Source organism: Mediterraneibacter flintii (genome assembly GCF_055387595.1).
On sequence record NZ_AP031405.1, the window covers coordinates 1,500,182 to 1,517,127 of the forward strand.

A 16,946-nucleotide genomic window follows, 5' to 3' on the forward strand; every position below is an offset into this window, starting at 1 on the left:
AAAAGTCAGGAGTTTATAGATGTCGGGGAAAAGCAAGAATATAAGAAAGAATATAGAGACGGTTTTGGAAACTATATCATCGCATCATACGGGGGCATATGCAGCACAGGCGGCATATTTTTTTGTGCTGTCACTGATACCAATTATCATTCTGCTCTTAACAATGGTACAATTCACCTCTGTGACAATGGAGGATGTGATGACAGCGGTGCTTCAGGTGTTCCCGTCATCGGTAGAAGAGCTGATCCGTTCTATCGTTCTGGAGGTCTATACACGTTCTGGAAGTATCATTCCGATTACGATTTTGGTCGCTCTCTGGTCGGCAGGCAAGGGCGTTTTGTCTGTGACATCAGGTCTGAACTGTATATATGATAACACAGAAACGCGGAATTACTTATATTTGCGTATCAGGGCGTCCTTTTATACAGTGATATTTATATTGGCGATTATACTTTCGCTTGTATTGTCTGTATTTGGAAATAGTATTAGTATGATGGTATATGAACATGTTCCGTTTTTGAGTAAGGTTGTAGACTTTATAATCAGAATCCGGACGGTAGTGACGCTGGTAGTGCTGACTGTATTCTGGGATCTGGTTTATAAGTTTCTTCCCAACCGGAAAAATATGGCGAAAACTACATTGAAGAGACAACTGCCGGGCGCTTTATTTACTGCATCAGGATGGCTGCTGATTTCTTTTTTCTTTTCTGTCTATCTGGATGTATTTACTGGATTTTCAAGTATGTATGGGAGTCTTACGACGATTATATTAATTATGCTCTGGCTGTATGTCTGCATGTACATTATTCTTTTGGGCGGAGAAGTAAATGCCCTTTTGGAAGGGTTTACAACGAAAAAAGAAAAATAGTAACAGTTCCGCCCGCGCCATTCGTAAAACCGCACGGCGTGCTTATCGTGGCTGCCGCCACCGTTTTACTCATTAATGGGCGCTTAAGCTCATACAGATGTACGCTCGCAAAAACATGCAAGCATGTTTTATGCTTCCCGCACACTGTATGGCTGAATTGTTACGAAAAAGAAAAGCGGATAGAGATAAATTTCTTGACAAACAAAAAACGTATGATAAAATGAAAGAGTAATTCCGTCAGGATATGGCGGATAAAATCAGAAAAAAGCGATGAACGTGTAAAGTAGAGACCCATTTTCTATCAGAGAGAGAAAATCACCGGCTGTAAGTTTTCTTTAGTTCAGATGGCAATCGAATTTCCCACGGAAGCTGCACTTTTGAAGAGAATTTAAGTAGATAGTGCCGTATGTTGTACGTTACACAAATTTGAGTGTCCGCTGGTTTACAGCGGGAAACAGGGTGGTACCGCGATTTCAGACTTCGTCCCTTTGCAGGGAACGGAGTCTTTTTTATTGTATAGGAAACTTTGTTTCCTATACAATAAAACCCTCTGGGAGATGTCCACTTTGTTCAGAAAGGAGAAGAAAAATGAAGGAAAAATTAGAGCAGATAAAAGCAGAAGCAATTGCTCAGATTCAGGCGGCAAACGCACCGGAAAAATTAAATGATGTGCGTGTGAAATTTTTAGGAAAGAAAGGAGAACTGACGGCGGTTCTAAAAGGAATGAAAGACGTTGCACCGCAGGACAGGCCGAAGGTGGGGCAGCTTGTCAATGAGACGAGAGCGCAGATAGAGAAGCTTTTAGAAGATTCAAAGACAAAAATGGAAAGAGTGATTCGTGAGGCAAGGCTGAAAGCAGAAGTAATTGACGTTACACTGCCATCTAAGAAAAACAGTGTCGGGCACAGACATCCGAATACGATTGCCTTGGAGGAAGTGGAGCGTATCTTCATCGGTATGGGATATGAAGTGGTAGAAGGGCCGGAAGTAGAGTACGATCTGTATAACTTTGAAAAATTAAATATTCCGGCGGATCATCCGGCAAAGGATGAACAGGATACGTTCTACATCAATAAGGACATTGTCCTGCGCACCCAGACTTCACCGGTTCAGGCGCGTGTGATGGAAAAGGGAAAACTTCCGATTCGTATGATTGCTCCGGGAAGAGTATTCCGTTCTGACGAGGTGGACGCAACACACTCCCCGTCCTTCCACCAGATAGAAGGGCTTGTAATTGACAAGAATATTTCCTTTGCGGATTTAAAAGGGACTCTGGAGGTTTTTGCGAAAGAATTGTTTGGGCCGGAGACAAAGACAAAATTCAGGCCGCATCATTTCCCGTTTACGGAGCCAAGTGCAGAGGTGGATGTAAGCTGCTTTAAATGTGGAGGAAAAGGCTGCCGTTTCTGTAAAGGCTCCGGCTGGATTGAAATTCTGGGCTGCGGAATGGTGCATCCACATGTTTTAGAGATGTGCGGAATCGATCCGGAGGAATACAATGGCTTTGCCTTTGGTGTTGGTCTGGAGAGAATTGCGCTTCTAAAATATGAAATTGATGATATGCGACTGTTGTATGAAAATGACATCAGATTTTTGAAACAGTTCTAGTATCAGGGAAAGGAAAGGGTGTAAATTATGAATACTTCATTATCATGGATAAAAGCATATGTTCCGGATTTGGATGTGACCGCGCAGGAATATACAGATGCGATGACACTTTCGGGAACAAAAGTAGAAGGATATGAAAAACTGGATGCAGATTTGGACAAGATTATCATCGGACAGATTGAAAAAATTGAGAAGCATCCGGATGCAGATAAACTGATTATCTGTCAAGTCAACATCGGAGCAGAGACGGTGCAGATTGTCACAGGAGCGCCGAATGTAAAGGAAGGCGACAAGGTTCCGGTTGTATTGGATGGAGGACGGGTTGCCGGAGGACATGAGCCGGGACAAAAAGTTGCAGGCGGTATAAAAATCACAAAAGGAAAACTGCGCGGTGTGGAGAGCTGCGGTATGATGTGCTCTATTGAAGAGCTGGGTTCAACAAGAGAAATGTATCCGGAAGCTCCGGAATACGGTATCTATATTTTCCCAGAGGATGTAGAAGTAGGGGCAAATGCGATTGAAGCGCTGGGGTTGAATGACGTTATATTTGAGTATGAGGTTACATCAAATCGTGTAGACTGCTTTAGTGTTATTGGAATTGCGCGGGAAGCGGCAGCGACCTTCCGCAAGGAGTTTGTACCTCCAGTTGTAGAAGAGACAGGAAACGCAGAAGACGTAAATGATTACATCAAGGTGACTGTCGGGAATACAGAATTATGTCCGCGCTACTGTGCGAGAGTGGTAAAAAATATTAAAATCGGACCTTCTCCGAAATGGATGCAGAGGAGACTTGCCTCTGTCGGAATCCGTCCGATCAACAATCTGGTTGATATTACGAATTATGTAATGGAGGAATATGGACAGCCGATGCATGCCTATGATCTGGATACGATCGCAGGACATCAGATTATAGTAAAGACAGCCGAGAACGGAGAGAAGTTTACGACGCTGGACGGGCAGGAGCGTACAATGGATGAAAATGTCCTGATGATCTGTGACGGTGAAAAAGCGATCGGAATTGCCGGAATTATGGGAGGAGAAAATTCCATGATTACAGACAATGTACAGACGATGCTGTTTGAAGCGGCGTGCTTTGACGGGGTAAATATCAGAAAATCAAGCAAGCGCGTGGGACTGCGTACAGATGCGTCAGGAAAATTTGAAAAAGGGCTGGATCCGAATAATGCGAAAGCAGCAATCGATCGTGCATGTCAGCTGGTGGAAGAAATGGGCGCCGGAGAAGTAGTCGGCGGTACAGTCGATATATACGGGAAGAAAAAAGAGCCGGTCAGAGTTCCCTTTGATGCGGAAAAAATCAACGCTATGCTGGGGACAGATATTACGGAGAAGGAAATGCTGGCATATTTGGAAAAAGTCGGACTTGTATATGATGCACAGACAAAAGAAATAATTGCACCGACATTCAGGCATGACATATTCAGACTTGCCGATTTGGCAGAGGAGGTGGCCAGATTCTATGGGTATGACAATATTCCGACGACGCTGCCGAAGGGAGAAGCTACGACGGGAAAATTGTCCTTTAAACTGCGCATAGAACAGACTGCGAGGGATATTGCTGAATTTTGTGGATTTAGCCAGGGTATGACCTATTCTTTCGAGAGCCCGAAGGTATTTGACAAGCTGCTGCTTCCAGAGGACTCAACGCTTCGGAAAACAGTGGATATTATGAATCCATTGGGAGAGGACTATAGTGTGATGCGGACAACCTCTTTAAACGGAATGTTGACTTCCCTTGCTACAAATTATAATCGCAGAAACAAAAATGTCCGTCTCTATGAATTAGGGAATATCTATCTTCCAAAGCAACTTCCCATAACAGAATTGCCGGAGGAAAGAATGCAGTTTACACTTGGAATGTATGGAGATGGAGACTTTTTCAGCATGAAAGGTGTAATCGAAGAATTCTTTGAAAAAATCGGCATGAAGAAGAAAGAAACCTATTGTCCGGACGCTGGGAAGCCATATCTTCATCCAGGACGCCAGGCGGAAATACGCTATGAAGGGAAGGCGGTCGGATACCTGGGCGAGGTACATCCAGATGTGCTGGACGCCTATGGAATCGGGGAGCGCGCTTATATAGCGGTGATCGATATGCCAGAGGTTCTGCACTATGCGACATTTGACAGAAAATATACAGGAATTGCAAAATATCCGGCAGTTACCAGGGACATCAGTATGGTTGTTCCAAAACAGGTGCTAGTGGGGCAGATTGAAGAAGTAATTGCCCGACAAGGCGGGGAATATCTGGAGAGCTATTCTTTGTTTGACTTATATGAGGGTTCCCAGATTCAAGAAGGATTTAAGTCTGTGGCATATTCCATTGTATTCCGAGCCAAGGATAAGACACTGGAGGATACAGAAGTTTCTGCTGCTATGAAGCGGATTTTGGAGTCACTGGAAAACCTGGGAATTGAATTGAGACAGTAGGAAAACAGAGGAGAACCAGGATGAAAACAAGTGATTTTTATTATGAACTGCCCCAGGAGCTGATCGCGCAGGATCCTCTTGCAGATCGTTCCAGCTCCAGGCTTCTTGTATTGGACAAGGAGTCTGGAAAAACGCAGCATCGCGTATTTAAAGAGCTTGTAAATTTTCTGCGTCCCGAAGACTGCCTTGTAATCAATGACACGAAGGTGATTCCGGCGCGGTTGATCGGCGTGAAAGAGGAAACAGGGGCAAAAATAGAAGTGCTTCTTTTAAAACGAGTGGAAAAGGATATATGGGAAACGCTTGTAAAACCAGGAAGGAAAGCAAAGCCAGGAACAAAAATCAGTTTTGGGGATGGACTGCTTACCGGAGAAGTGATGGAGATAGTGGACGAAGGAAACAGGCGGATTCATTTTGAATACGATGGAATTTTTGAGGAAATATTGGATCAGTTAGGGCAGATGCCTCTTCCGCCGTATATCACACACCAGCTAAAAGAGAAGGAACGCTACAATACCGTCTATGCTTCCCATGAAGGTTCAGCGGCGGCCCCCACCGCAGGATTGCATTTTACTCCAGAGCTTCTGAAAGAAATAGAAGAAAAGGGGATTGAGATTGCAAGAGTGACCTTGCATGTGGGACTGGGCACTTTCCGTCCGGTAAAAGTAGAGGATGTGGAAAAGCATCATATGCATGCAGAATTCTATATGATTGACAGCGAGGCGGCAGAAAAAATCAACCGGACAAAAGAACGGGGAGGGCGCGTTATCTGTGTCGGCACGACAAGCTGCAGGACAATCGAATCTGCGGCGGACGAAAATGGATATATGAAGGCATGCAGCGGCTGGACAGATATTTTTATCTATCCAGGCTACCGGTTTAAAGTGCTAGACTGTCTGATTACCAATTTTCATCTGCCGGAATCTACACTGATTATGCTTGTTTCAGCGCTTGCCGGAAAAGAACATGTACTGGCGGCATATGAAGAAGCAGTAAAAGAAAAGTATCGCTTTTTTAGCTTTGGAGATGCAATGTTTATTCAATAGAAAAATGATATACTATTATTTTATTCAACGATTTAAGGGGAAATCGGTTAATGCCGATTTCGACCGATTATAAAAAGAAATAGAGGTATCCCGCAGGAATGCGTGCCTTACGGCACTGGCATATTTTGCGGGGTATCTCTATTTCTAAGATTCATAAGTATTTTTGAACGCACAAAATAAAGGGTGTCTATCGAATTGTCGCGCTTTTCATTATGCTGCGTTTTCTTCCTTTTTCCCTTCAAATTTCTTGAGCTTATTGCATTGGAATCGATGGTATTTATTCATATTTCTACCAATCGCATAGAGCATAAACTCTTTATACACTTTTTCTGCTGAACGATGATGGAATCGTCGAAAGCCATCATTTTCCTTGATGTCTCCAAAGTGTCCTTCCGTTTGAATCGAACGTATCTGACGATTTAGAATCCCTTTCTCACTCTGGATATTTGCATGAGAGTGTTCTTTTAATTCTTCCCAACGTTCATTTATCTTCATAACCTTATTTTTATCGGCATCTTTTTCCGGGTTATATTTGTAAAGGCATTTTGCTTTGTATTCGCAGTCACTACAATCGGCACATCCGTACACTTCAAGAGTCTGTGTATAGCCGCCCATGTCTTTTTCTTCTGTGCGGATATGTCTTAATTCTCTTCCGTCATGACAGATATAGTAATGCTCATCTTCAAATATCTGCATTGTCATGTTATGGTATTTTCCTATGTTTTCCTTATAGGCACGGGTCTTTCTTTGTTCATGCTCCTGCAGCTTGATATAGCTTTCGATGTTGTGTTCTTTTAGAAACAGTAAGTTTTTCTCGCTGCAATAGCCACTATCTGCAGTGACTTCCTTTACTGTTTCACCAAATGCATAGATATGTTTTTGGACAACGGGAATCAGGGGATTGTAATCGGTTCTGTCATTACTTACATAACCATGAATGATAAAGTAATTCTCCACAGCAATCTGAACATTGTAGGCTGGTTTTAACTGGCCATTCATCATGTGATCCTCTTTCATTCGCATGAAAGTTGCTTCTAAATCTGTTTTCGAATAGCTGTTACGGTCGTTCCCCATAATCTCAAAACTCTCTTTATATGCCATAAGTTTTTTACCACAGGTTTCTAATTCTTCGTAAAGCTGCTGAATCCTGGACTTTTTCCTGCCTTTTCCATAAACGAACGCAATCCCTTCTCCCTCTGCGATCGCCGATAAGTTCTTTTGCAATTTTAACAAGTCCAGTGGGGAACAGTTGTCTATTTCAAGAATACGATTGTTTGACAGTTTTTTATGTTTTGTAAGTTTTCGCCTGCGATTCTTTTCGATTACTTCACGCACTTTGTCCATGCCTTCGATAATGAACATCTGCGCATTTCCTAATTTGTATTTTCTGCCATATCCGCTTTCTTCTAATAGTACATTGTACTTTGTGTAAAGAGAGTCAATACTCTCCAGCAGTCCTGCCAGATGATAGTTGAGCGTTCCTCGCCACACAAAAGTGTAACGGTTTGCATTTGCTTCTATCTTTGTTCCGTCGATAAAGAGAGATTCTAACGTAATCAGGCCTTCCTTTTTTAAACGTCGTAGTAATTGATAATTCAGGTCATCCAGGATTTCAGCTGTCAGCTTTTTATTTATGAAATCATAAAAGGCATCCCGTTTTGGCTGTTCGTCCTGCGTCAGCCAGATGAATGCCAGGTCTCTTTGACATAGTTCAACGATGCGGTCAATCTCACGAATCCCCCGCATGTTTGCATATGTGAGAACTCCATATTTCATGATTGGGTTAAACCCGCGTTTCCCCTTATCTGAATACTGCGCTAATAAAGCAGTAAAATCCATTTCCTCCATTACTTTTTTTAGGGTAAAGACCGGATCGTCGTCAGGTAAACTCAATTCATAAAATTTAAAGTTCATTTTCTGTTGCCCTAATTCAAAAAATTCGTTATAATAATCTTGTTTTTGCATAGTTACATTATAACATGTAACGGAGAGAAGATGGTTATCGTTAGCCATCTTTTTCTCTTTTATAGGGATAATTTTAGGGAAGGCAGTGACTCGGACAAGTCACTGCCTTCCCTATTCATCGCTATCTATTAACCGATAGCCCCTTAAAAGTTATTTTCCATCGGGAAAAATGGCAGAACATAACATGTCTGTGATTGTTTTTCCGGTTTCTGACACAAGCATAATATTCCGTTCCATATTTTCTAACATTCTTGCAGTTGGACCGGAGATACTTACAGCGGCAATTGCCTGTCCGCTAAAATCAAAAATCGGTGCAGCGATGCAAAACAATCCATATTCACTTTCTTCATCATCAATGGCATATCCCTGTTTTTTTATTTTTTTCAGTTCCTTCATAAGAGCCTCTCCGGAGAGAATACTTTTTTTGGTCATAGCATCAAAAGAAACATTTTGGATATAGTTCTCCTGTGTTAAATCGGAGCTATATGCAAGCAGGATTTTTCCGCCCGCAGTATAGTGAGAATGTCGGATAAATCCAGTATGTGAATCCATATGAATCGTAGCATTACTTACCACTTTATCGATGAAACGAATGAAAAATGTGCGGTAAGAAATTGTAAGGTGTGAAGTCTCGCCGGATTTTGCAGATAATGTTTCGAGATATGGATGGCAGTATTTAATAAGGTTGTCCTGATCCATTGCAGCCTGTCCTAAATAGGCAAGCTTAATATCCAGAGAATATCTTGCATCCTCTGATTTTTTAACATAATTCTTATCTTCTAATGTGGCGAGAATACGGAATACAGAGCTTTTTCCGAAACCGGACAATTCTGATATTTCCGGAACGCTTAAATTTTTGTTTTCAGCAAGAAGATCTAAAATATCTAATGAATTTGATACAGATTGCAAAATATATTTATCATTTTTTTCTGACATAAAAATCCTCCTATTTTTTTTAAAACGAAATCCTATATTTAGAATAACATATTTACTTCGCTATGTGAAGTGGCGTAAAAAATAGTGCAATTCGCATAAAGAAAAGTAAAATTCACTAAAAACAGTTGTGAATATTTGGTAACTACGGCTAATGACAAAATTGAGTTTACCAAGTATAATACACTTAATAATTCTTTATAAGAATTAAATAGTTCGTATAGAGAAATAAAAGGAGGTAGAAAAATGCAAAAAATTAAATTTTACGGAATAGGAGGGCAGGGAGCTGTTACAGCGGCAAAGATCCTTTCTATTGCCGTATCGCTCCACCAGAGTGAGTATGCAATCACAGTTCCTGCCTATGGACATGAGCGTCGGGGTGCTCCGGTTTTTGCGCATATCATCGTAGATGATAAGCCAGTACTTCTTAATTGTTATGTGTATGAACCGGATATTATTGTTGTTTTTGATGAGAATCTGATTGACATGGGAGTCAATGTGGGAGAGGGGTGCACAGAAGATACCATTATGGTTATCAATGCATCTAATCAGGAGATTGTAGACAGATATAAAAAAGAGTACGGACTTAAAAAGGTCTATGCATGTAATGCGACAGAAGCGGCATTAAAAAATATCGGATTAAATATTCCGAACAGTGCAATGCTCGGGGCGTTGGCGAAAAGCGGAGTTGTAAAAATCGAAGCAATCGAAAAAGCAGTAACAGAAAGTTTTGGAAAGGTTGGTGAAAAGAATGGCAATGCAGCAAGATATGCATACGAACACACCTGGGAAGCGTAGAGTTCTGGGCCCTTGTTCTCATATTTTCGCGGCTTCAAACACTGGAAGCTGGAGACTTATGAGACCAAAGGTAGATAACGAGACATGTATTAGATGTGGAATTTGCGAAAGATATTGTCCAACGGCCTGTATTACAGTTGACAAAGAGAAGAAAATACTGGAGTTTGATTGGGATTATTGTAAAGGATGCGGAATTTGCGCAAATGAATGTCCGAAGAAAGCATTGGAAATGATACCGGAAGGGAGTGAGAAATAATGGCAATAAAAATGTTTGACGGAAATGGGGCTGCGGTAGAAGCGATCCGACTTGCCAGACCAGGCGTAATCGCAGCGTATCCAATTACACCACAGAGTTCCATTGCAGAGCATTTGGCAGATAAAGTGGCGGAAGGGAAAATCGATGCAGAATATATTCGTGTGGAATCTGAACATTCCGCAATGTCTATGGCAATTGGCGCACAGCTCACGGGTGTAAGAGTTGCAACAGCGACGGCATCTGTAGGGCTTGCATTGATGCACGAGGTGTGCGGTGTGGCGGCAGGGTGCAGAGTTCCGATTGTAATGCCTGTAGTAAACCGTTCTCTTGTTGCTCCATGGTCTTTATGGTGTGACCATTCTGACACAATGGCAGAAAGAGACACAGGATGGCTTCAGTTTTACTGTTCCACAGTTCAGGAGATTTTAGATTTGCAGTTATGCGCATATCGAATCAGTGAGCATGAAAATGTAATGACTCCGTCCATGGTCTGTTTTGACGGTTTCTATTTATCTCACTCTATGCAGAGAGTTGACACACCTTCTGATGAAGAGGCGTGGGATTTCGTAAAACCATATGTGCGTAAAAATATGTATCTGGATACAAAGGATGTTATGTTTATCAACGACTTATGTCCGACCGTAGAGCATACGGAGATGAAATATCAGCAGAAAGTAGGCTTTGATGAGGCGGCGAAAGTGGCAAAGGAAGTTTTTGCTGAGTATGAAGAACGTTTTGGAAGAAAGCTTCAGGCGGTAGAAACATATTGTCTTGAAGATGCAGAAGTAGCAGTTGTGACAATGGGGTCTATGTCAGGAACCGGAAAATATGTTGTAAACCAGCTTCGTGAACAGGGAATTAAAGCAGGACTTCTCAGAATTTGTATGTTCCGCCCATTTCCTGCAGAAGAAGTAAAAGAAGCGTTAAAGAACATTCCGATTATCGGAGTTGTAGACCGTTCCAGCGGATTAGGAGCTGCACAGGGGCCAGTATGTAGTGAAGTAAAAGCTGCTCTTAGCGGTATGGATAATAAAGTATTTGGCTATGTTGGCGGAATTGCCGGACGTGACATTTCTGACGGCTCATTCAGAAAGATTTTCGGCGAGTTACTAGATATTCATGCCGGAAAAGCAGACGCAGTTACAACATGGTTTGATGTAAGACCAGATGCTATGGATATGAGGGAGGTGGAAACCAATGTTAACGTATAAAGTTCAGCCAAAGAGCTTGGTGTCTCCAGGAATCAATACATGTCAGGGATGTATGATTGATGTGATTTTTAGAAATCTTCTGGATGTTATGGGAGAGGATACTGTTCTTGTAATTCCGCCAGGATGTGCGGCACAGTTTTCAGGATGTGGGCCGGAATCTGCAGTGACAGTTCCAGGAATTCAAGGTAACTTAGAGAACTCAGCGGCAATCGCAGCAGGGATTGCCGCAGGTTATAAGCATCAGGGAAATGACCATACACAGGTAGTGGCAATCGCGGGTGACGGAGGTACGGTAGACATCGGACTGCAGTCATTGAGTGGCGCTATGGAAAGAAATGATAACATCTTATACATATGCTACGACAATGAAGCATATATGAACACAGGAATACAGGGAAGCAGTTCTACTCCTATGGCAGCAGAAACAACAACTACCCCTGCCGGAAAGCTGGTGAATAATAAAGATTTAATCCAGATTGTAATGGCGCACCATGTACCTTATGCCGCTACAGCATCTGTTGCAAATATTCCGGATTTGAGAAAGAAACTGGAAAAAGCAAAATCTGTAAAAGGATGTCGCGTTCTTCACATTATGAGTCCATGTCCGACAGGATGGGGATATAAGATGGAGAAAACGGTAGAGGTTGCCAGAGAGGCAATGAACAGCGGAGCCTGGGTTTTATTAGAGTATGAGGGCGGAAAAGTAAAACTTGGTAAAAAACCGAAGAACTTGGGGGATGTAGATAAGTATTTTTCTATGCAGAAGAGATTTAAAGGAATTGACGATGCGAAAAAAGAAGAGATAAAAGAGCATTTAATTTCTCGTTACGAATATCTAGAAAAGCTCGCTTCAATTTAGCAGAGGAAGGAGAGAGAAGGGTATGAAAAAATCAACAAAAATATATATTGAGTTATTCATAGCAATTTTGTTTTATCTGGCACTTTCTAATGTTGCTCCTCCAGAGGGACTTTCTGAAAATGGCTGGAAAGCGTTACTGCTTATGGTTTGCTGTGTATACACATGGGTAACAGAATTTATTCCAATTGGAATTTCTTCCTGTTTCCTGCTGTTTTTACCGGGACTTTTAAAGATTGAAGAAACTACAGCCGTATTAAGTAACTTTGGCATTGCTACGATGTTCTTTGTAATGGCAGCGTTAGTGATTGCAAAAGTATTTATTAGCAGTGGATTGGGCTATCGAATTTCTCTGTATATCACACCACTTTTTGGCGCTAAAAGCAGCAGAGTACTTTTAAGCCTTATGTTGTGTGGATGTCTGATTTCTTCTGTTCTGGTAGATATTCCGACAGCAATTATTCTGGCGGGTATCGCGCTTCCATTACTGAAAGAAAGCGGATGCGAGCCTGGAAAAAGCCGTTATGGTAAAGCGGTAATGATTGGTATTCCAATATCCGCGGCGTTAGGTGGAATTGGAACACCTGCAGGAAGTGGGCTGAACATTTTAACGATCAATCTGCTGAACAATGTAGCGGGCAAAAATATTACATTTATGCAGTGGACAGCAATTGGATTCCCAATGGCAATTATTCTTGTATTAATTGCATGGTTTGTCATCATTCTTGTATTCAAACCGGAAATTGATACGGTAAAAGGTCTGGATGATATTAAGTCAAAGAGAAAAGAATTAGGACCAATGAGCAAAAATGAAAAGAAATTTTTAGTTATTTTTATCATTGTTATGGTTATGTGGTTTACACAGTCTATGACAGGCATTGAGACAGCGTTTGCCTCTCTGTTAGCTGTATGCGTATTCTTCCTCCCGGGCGTGGATCTCATGGATTGGAATACCGCCAAAGAATCTATCAGTTGGGACTCTGTTTTATTAATGGGTTCTGCAAATGCTCTGGCAATGATTTTAAGTACGCAGGGAACGGCAGAGTGGATTTCCAATAGCATCCTTGGCTCTATGGCAGGCGTATCTTTATTTGTATTAATTATGGCTGTTACCGCTTTTGGAATTTTCAGTCACTTACTTGTACCGGTTGCAAACGCAGTATTGTCTGTCTGCGTACCGATTGTAACGGTGCTGGCGACATCCATGGGAGTAAACCCACTTTATCTGGTACTTCCACTAGGATTTACAGCATCCGCAGTATTTATCATTCCTCTTGACCCGATTCCGCTTACGACCTATGGGTATGGATACTGGAAATTAGGCGAAATGGCAAAGCCGGGCATCATCATTTCCCTCATATGGATTCCGGTCTGTGCAATATTTGTATTACTTGGAAAGATGGTGGGAATTATTTAACAGGAGGCATATAAATGAAGAAAATTGTAGCGATTAATTTAGGCTCTACATCTACAAAAATTGCGTATTATGAAGATGAAACGTGTGTTTTTAAAGATAATATTAAACACGAAGCGTCTGTCATAAAAGAGTTTAACAGTATCTGGGATCAGTTAGATTATCGTACGGAGCAGATTGAAACATATCTGGCTAAGAAACATATTAAAATTGAAGACCTGGATGCAGTGGCGACAAGAGGCGGACATACAGAACCAATTGTAGGCGGCGTATACCGTATTAATGAGAAAATGCTGGAGCAGTCCGGAAGTGAGAAATATGGAAATCATCCAACAGATTTGGGGCTTCGCATTGCAAATGAGTTTGCAAAAAGAGGAGTACAGGCATTTACTGTAGACCCTCCGACTACAGATGAGTTTGAGAAGCTGGCGCGATATTCAGGGATTCCATCTATCGAGAGAAGAAGCAGTTTCCATGTATTAAATCACCGTGCAGTAGGTATGCAGTATGCAAAAGACATGGGGGAAAAATACGAAGATTTGAACCTGGTAGGAGTGCATATGGGAGGAGGAATCAGTGTATCCGTACATAAAAAAGGCAAACTTGTAGATGCCAATAATGCATTGGACGGCGACGGACCATTTTCAGCGAACCGCTGCTGTACAGTTCCAATCGGCGAGTTGATTAAACTGTGCTATTCCGGAGAGTACACATATGCGCAGATGCGTAAGCTAATTAACGGAAATTCCGGACTTATGGGATATCTGGGAGAAAATGACGCTAAGATTATAGAAGAGCGTGCTTTGGCAGGAGATGAAAAATGTAAAGAAGTCATGGAGGCAATGTGCTATCAGGTGGCAAAAGAAATCGGCGCAGATGCAACTGTATTAAAAGGGGATGTAGACGCTATCTTATTTACGGGCGGTATGGCGCATTCCAAGTGGATTGTAGGCATGATTTCTGAATATGTAAAATATATTGCGCCTATCGCAGTATATCCGGGCGAATATGAGATGCAGTCATTAGGCTTAAATACACTGGCAGCATTGAATGGACAAACGGAAATTAAAGAGTTAAAATAAGAAAGACAAACAGATAGGAGAGAAATATGTTTCACAGTTTTAAAGAAATTGAAGAATATATTTTAGAAAAAAATATTAAAAAGAGACTGGCGCTTGCTAACGCTCAGGATGAAGATACACTTTCTGCAGTTGTAATGGCAGCAAAAAGAGGGGTAATTGAGCCGGTGTTAATCGGTGTTCCAGAGAAAATCAAAGAGCTTTTAAAGAGCATGGGAGAGAATCCGGAAGCTTATGAAATCATCGAAGAACGGGATGAAAGAAAAGCGGGTATGCTGGCGTGCCAGATGGTAAAAGATGGCGAAGCGGATATGCCTATGAAAGGACTTATGCAGACAGCAACATTTATGCGCTGTATTCTCGACAAAGAGCGTTATGGTTTTGTTCCGGACGGAGCGCTGTTAAGTCAGGCGACTGTTATGGAATTTCAGGATCGTATGATGATTGTGACAGACTGTGCGGTAAATGTGACACCGGATTATAATGATAAAGTAAAGCTTATCAGAAATGCTGTGAAGTTGGCAGGAGATATTCATATTGAATGCCCCAAAGTAGCGGTTGTTTCAGCGCTTGAGACAGTGAATCCAAAGATGCAGTCTACAGTGGATGCGGCAATGCTGAGTAAAGCGGCAGACCGCGGACAGATTAAAGGATGTATCGTAGACGGGCCATTTGGACTGGATAATGCAATTTCAGAAGAAGCTGCGCTTTGCAAAGGAATTAAAAGTCCTGTTGCCGGAAAGCCGGATATCCTTCTTATGCCGGACTTATGTGCCGGAAATATATTTACAAAATCCATTCACTATTTTGCAAATATTGTTTCCTCCGGTACATTATGTGGTACAACAGTTCCGGTTGTCATGACAAGCAGAACAGATTCACCGGAAGACAAATATTATTCTATTTTGACTGCTATTATGCAATGTGTATAGCAAGAAAGGGGAGGCAGGAGCCTCTCCTTTATGTGATAGAAAGGAAAAGCAAGATATGAGTAAAAAAATAGACGATTTGAGAAGTGCGTTAGAGCTTCTAAAGGAGTTAGACGGTCAGTTGATTGAGACGGATGCAGAGGTGAATCCGGAAGCGGAGCTGGCAGGTGTATATCGGTACGTTGGGGCAGGTGGAACTGTTATGCGTCCGACGAAAGAAGGCCCGGCCATGATTTTTAACAATGTAAAGGGACATCCGGATGCAAAGGTTGCAATTGGCGTGCTGGCAAGCAGAAAACGTGTGGCGGCGCTGTTAGATTGTCCTGCAGAAGATCTTGGAAAGCTTCTTCATAAGAGCCTGGAAAATCCAATCTCACCAGTAGTGTCAGAAGAAAAAGCAAAATGCCAGGAAGTAGTACACTTGGCGACAGAGGAAGCGTTTGATATTCGTAAAATCATTCCTGCGCCTACCAATACACCGGATGATGCCGGCCCGTATATTACAATGGGAATGTGCTATGCGACACATCCGGAAACCGGAAAGAGTGATGTGACGATTCATAGAATGTGTCTTCAGAGCAAAGATGAGATTTCTATTTATTTTGTTCCGGGAGCAAGACATATCGGCGCGATGGCAGAGTGCGCGGAAAAAAGAGGCGAGCCTCTCCCGATTTCCATCAGTATCGGAGTAGACCCTGCTATCGAGATTGGCTCTTGTTTTGAGCCGCCGTCTACACCGCTGGGTTATGATGAGCTGGCAATTGCCGGAGCGCTCCGGGGAGAAGCTGTAAAATTATGCCCGTGTCTGACAGTAAAACAAAATGCCATTGCCAATGCGGAGTATGTCATTGAAGGAGAGGTTGTTCCGAATGTGAGAGTACAGGAAGACCAGAACAGTCACAGCGGGTATGCTATGCCGGAGTTTCCGGGCTATACGGGGCCTGCAAGCAACCAGTGCTGGATGATTAAGGTAAAGGCAGTGACGCATCGGAAGAATCCGATTATGCAGACCTGTATCGGACCAAGCGAAGAACATGTATCTATGGCAGGTATTCCGACAGAAGCGAGTATTTACGGAATGGTAGAAAAAGCGATGCCGGGGAAACTACAGAATGTGTACTGTTGTTCTTCCGGCGGTGGAAAATATATGGCAGTGCTGCAGTTTAAAAAGACGGTGCCAAGCGATGAGGGACGTCAGCGCCAGGCTGCGCTTCTGGCGTTTGCTGCATTTGGTGAGTTGAAGCACATCTTCCTGGTAGACGAAGATGTAGATTGCTTTGATATGAATGATGTACTTTGGGCGATGAATACAAGATTCCAGGGAGATGCAGATATTATTACAATTCCGGGAGTGCGTTGTCACCCATTAGACCCGTCCAATGACCCGACCTGTTCACCGGGAATCAGAGATCATGGAATTGCATGTAAAACAATCTTTGATTGTACAGTGCCATTTGACCAGAAGCAGCGTTTCCGCAGAGCAAATTTCATGGAAGTAGATGCGGAAAAATGGGTATAGTAAAAAGTCAGAGGTG

The 16,946-nt window shown here is 42.3% G+C and carries 14 protein-coding genes and 1 other annotated feature; of the genes, 12 read left to right on the top strand and 2 right to left on the bottom strand.

Annotated elements, in window-relative coordinates; genetic code table 11:
* Window positions 1–19: 19 nt before the first annotated feature.
* The 4 genes from ACZ5C4_RS07110 (at window position 20) to queA (ending at window position 5,970) form a co-directional block, all read left to right on the top strand.
* The gene (locus tag ACZ5C4_RS07110; protein WP_464520379.1) at window positions 20–868 is read left to right on the top strand and encodes a YihY/virulence factor BrkB family protein; all 849 of its coding nucleotides are present in this window, start codon (window positions 20–22) and stop codon (window positions 866–868) included.
* 261 nt (window positions 869–1,129) lie between these two features.
* Window positions 1,130–1,359: a binding site (T-box leader), on the top strand.
* A gap of 97 nt (window positions 1,360–1,456) precedes the next feature.
* Window positions 1,457–2,476, top strand: coding sequence for a phenylalanine--tRNA ligase subunit alpha (gene pheS / locus ACZ5C4_RS07115; protein WP_464520380.1), 1,020 nt, complete (start codon window positions 1,457–1,459; stop codon window positions 2,474–2,476).
* A 27-nt stretch (window positions 2,477–2,503) separates the two neighbouring features.
* Window positions 2,504–4,924 carry a phenylalanine--tRNA ligase subunit beta gene (pheT, locus tag ACZ5C4_RS07120; RefSeq protein ID WP_464520381.1) on the top strand — a complete coding sequence of 807 codons (2,421 nt, stop codon included), beginning with the start codon at window positions 2,504–2,506 and terminating at the stop codon, window positions 4,922–4,924.
* Between the two features lie 20 nt (window positions 4,925–4,944).
* Complete coding sequence (gene queA / locus ACZ5C4_RS07125; protein WP_464520382.1) at window positions 4,945–5,970, top strand: tRNA preQ1(34) S-adenosylmethionine ribosyltransferase-isomerase QueA; 1,026 nt, start codon at window positions 4,945–4,947, stop codon at window positions 5,968–5,970.
* A gap of 210 nt (window positions 5,971–6,180) precedes the next feature.
* On the opposite strand, the gene ACZ5C4_RS07130 is transcribed toward queA, so the two are convergent.
* Both ACZ5C4_RS07130 and ACZ5C4_RS07135 read right to left on the bottom strand, forming a co-directional pair.
* Entirely contained in the window at window positions 6,181–7,935 is a 1,755-nt protein-coding gene (locus tag ACZ5C4_RS07130; RefSeq protein WP_464522314.1) for an IS1182 family transposase, read from the bottom strand.
* A gap of 150 nt (window positions 7,936–8,085) precedes the next feature.
* Complete coding sequence (locus ACZ5C4_RS07135) at window positions 8,086–8,871, bottom strand: IclR family transcriptional regulator (protein ID WP_464520383.1); 786 nt, start codon at window positions 8,869–8,871, stop codon at window positions 8,086–8,088.
* Window positions 8,872–9,114: 243 nt separating this feature from the next.
* Here ACZ5C4_RS07135 and ACZ5C4_RS07140 point away from each other — a divergent pair, with 243 nt between their 5' ends.
* Genes ACZ5C4_RS07140 through ACZ5C4_RS07175 form a run of 8 tightly spaced genes read left to right on the top strand, consistent with a single transcriptional unit; the run spans window position 9,115 to window position 16,930 of the window.
* Window positions 9,115–9,666 (top strand): 2-oxoacid:acceptor oxidoreductase family protein, encoded by a 552-nt coding sequence (locus ACZ5C4_RS07140; protein ID WP_186875043.1) that lies wholly within the window; start codon window positions 9,115–9,117, stop codon window positions 9,664–9,666.
* Between the two features lie 58 nt (window positions 9,667–9,724).
* The gene (locus tag ACZ5C4_RS07145; RefSeq protein WP_464520384.1) at window positions 9,725–9,922 is read left to right on the top strand and encodes a 4Fe-4S binding protein; all 198 of its coding nucleotides are present in this window, start codon (window positions 9,725–9,727) and stop codon (window positions 9,920–9,922) included.
* Complete coding sequence (gene porA, locus ACZ5C4_RS07150; RefSeq protein ID WP_464520385.1) at window positions 9,922–11,133, top strand: pyruvate ferredoxin oxidoreductase; 1,212 nt, start codon at window positions 9,922–9,924, stop codon at window positions 11,131–11,133. The genes ACZ5C4_RS07145 and porA overlap by 1 nt, the downstream gene beginning before the upstream one ends.
* Complete coding sequence (locus ACZ5C4_RS07155; protein ID WP_464520386.1) at window positions 11,120–11,992, top strand: thiamine pyrophosphate-dependent enzyme; 873 nt, start codon at window positions 11,120–11,122, stop codon at window positions 11,990–11,992. The genes porA and ACZ5C4_RS07155 overlap by 14 nt, the downstream gene beginning before the upstream one ends.
* A 22-nt stretch (window positions 11,993–12,014) precedes the next feature.
* Complete coding sequence (locus ACZ5C4_RS07160) at window positions 12,015–13,406, top strand: SLC13 family permease (RefSeq protein ID WP_464520387.1); 1,392 nt, start codon at window positions 12,015–12,017, stop codon at window positions 13,404–13,406.
* Window positions 13,407–13,420: 14 nt separating this feature from the next.
* Window positions 13,421–14,485 carry a butyrate kinase gene (buk, locus tag ACZ5C4_RS07165; RefSeq protein ID WP_464520388.1) on the top strand — a complete coding sequence of 355 codons (1,065 nt, stop codon included), beginning with the start codon at window positions 13,421–13,423 and terminating at the stop codon, window positions 14,483–14,485.
* A gap of 26 nt (window positions 14,486–14,511) precedes the next feature.
* The gene (locus ACZ5C4_RS07170; RefSeq protein ID WP_464520389.1) at window positions 14,512–15,414 is read left to right on the top strand and encodes a phosphate acyltransferase; all 903 of its coding nucleotides are present in this window, start codon (window positions 14,512–14,514) and stop codon (window positions 15,412–15,414) included.
* A 55-nt stretch (window positions 15,415–15,469) separates the two neighbouring features.
* Window positions 15,470–16,930 carry a UbiD family decarboxylase gene (locus ACZ5C4_RS07175; RefSeq protein ID WP_464520390.1) on the top strand — a complete coding sequence of 487 codons (1,461 nt, stop codon included), beginning with the start codon at window positions 15,470–15,472 and terminating at the stop codon, window positions 16,928–16,930.
* Window positions 16,931–16,946: the final 16 nt, after the last annotated feature.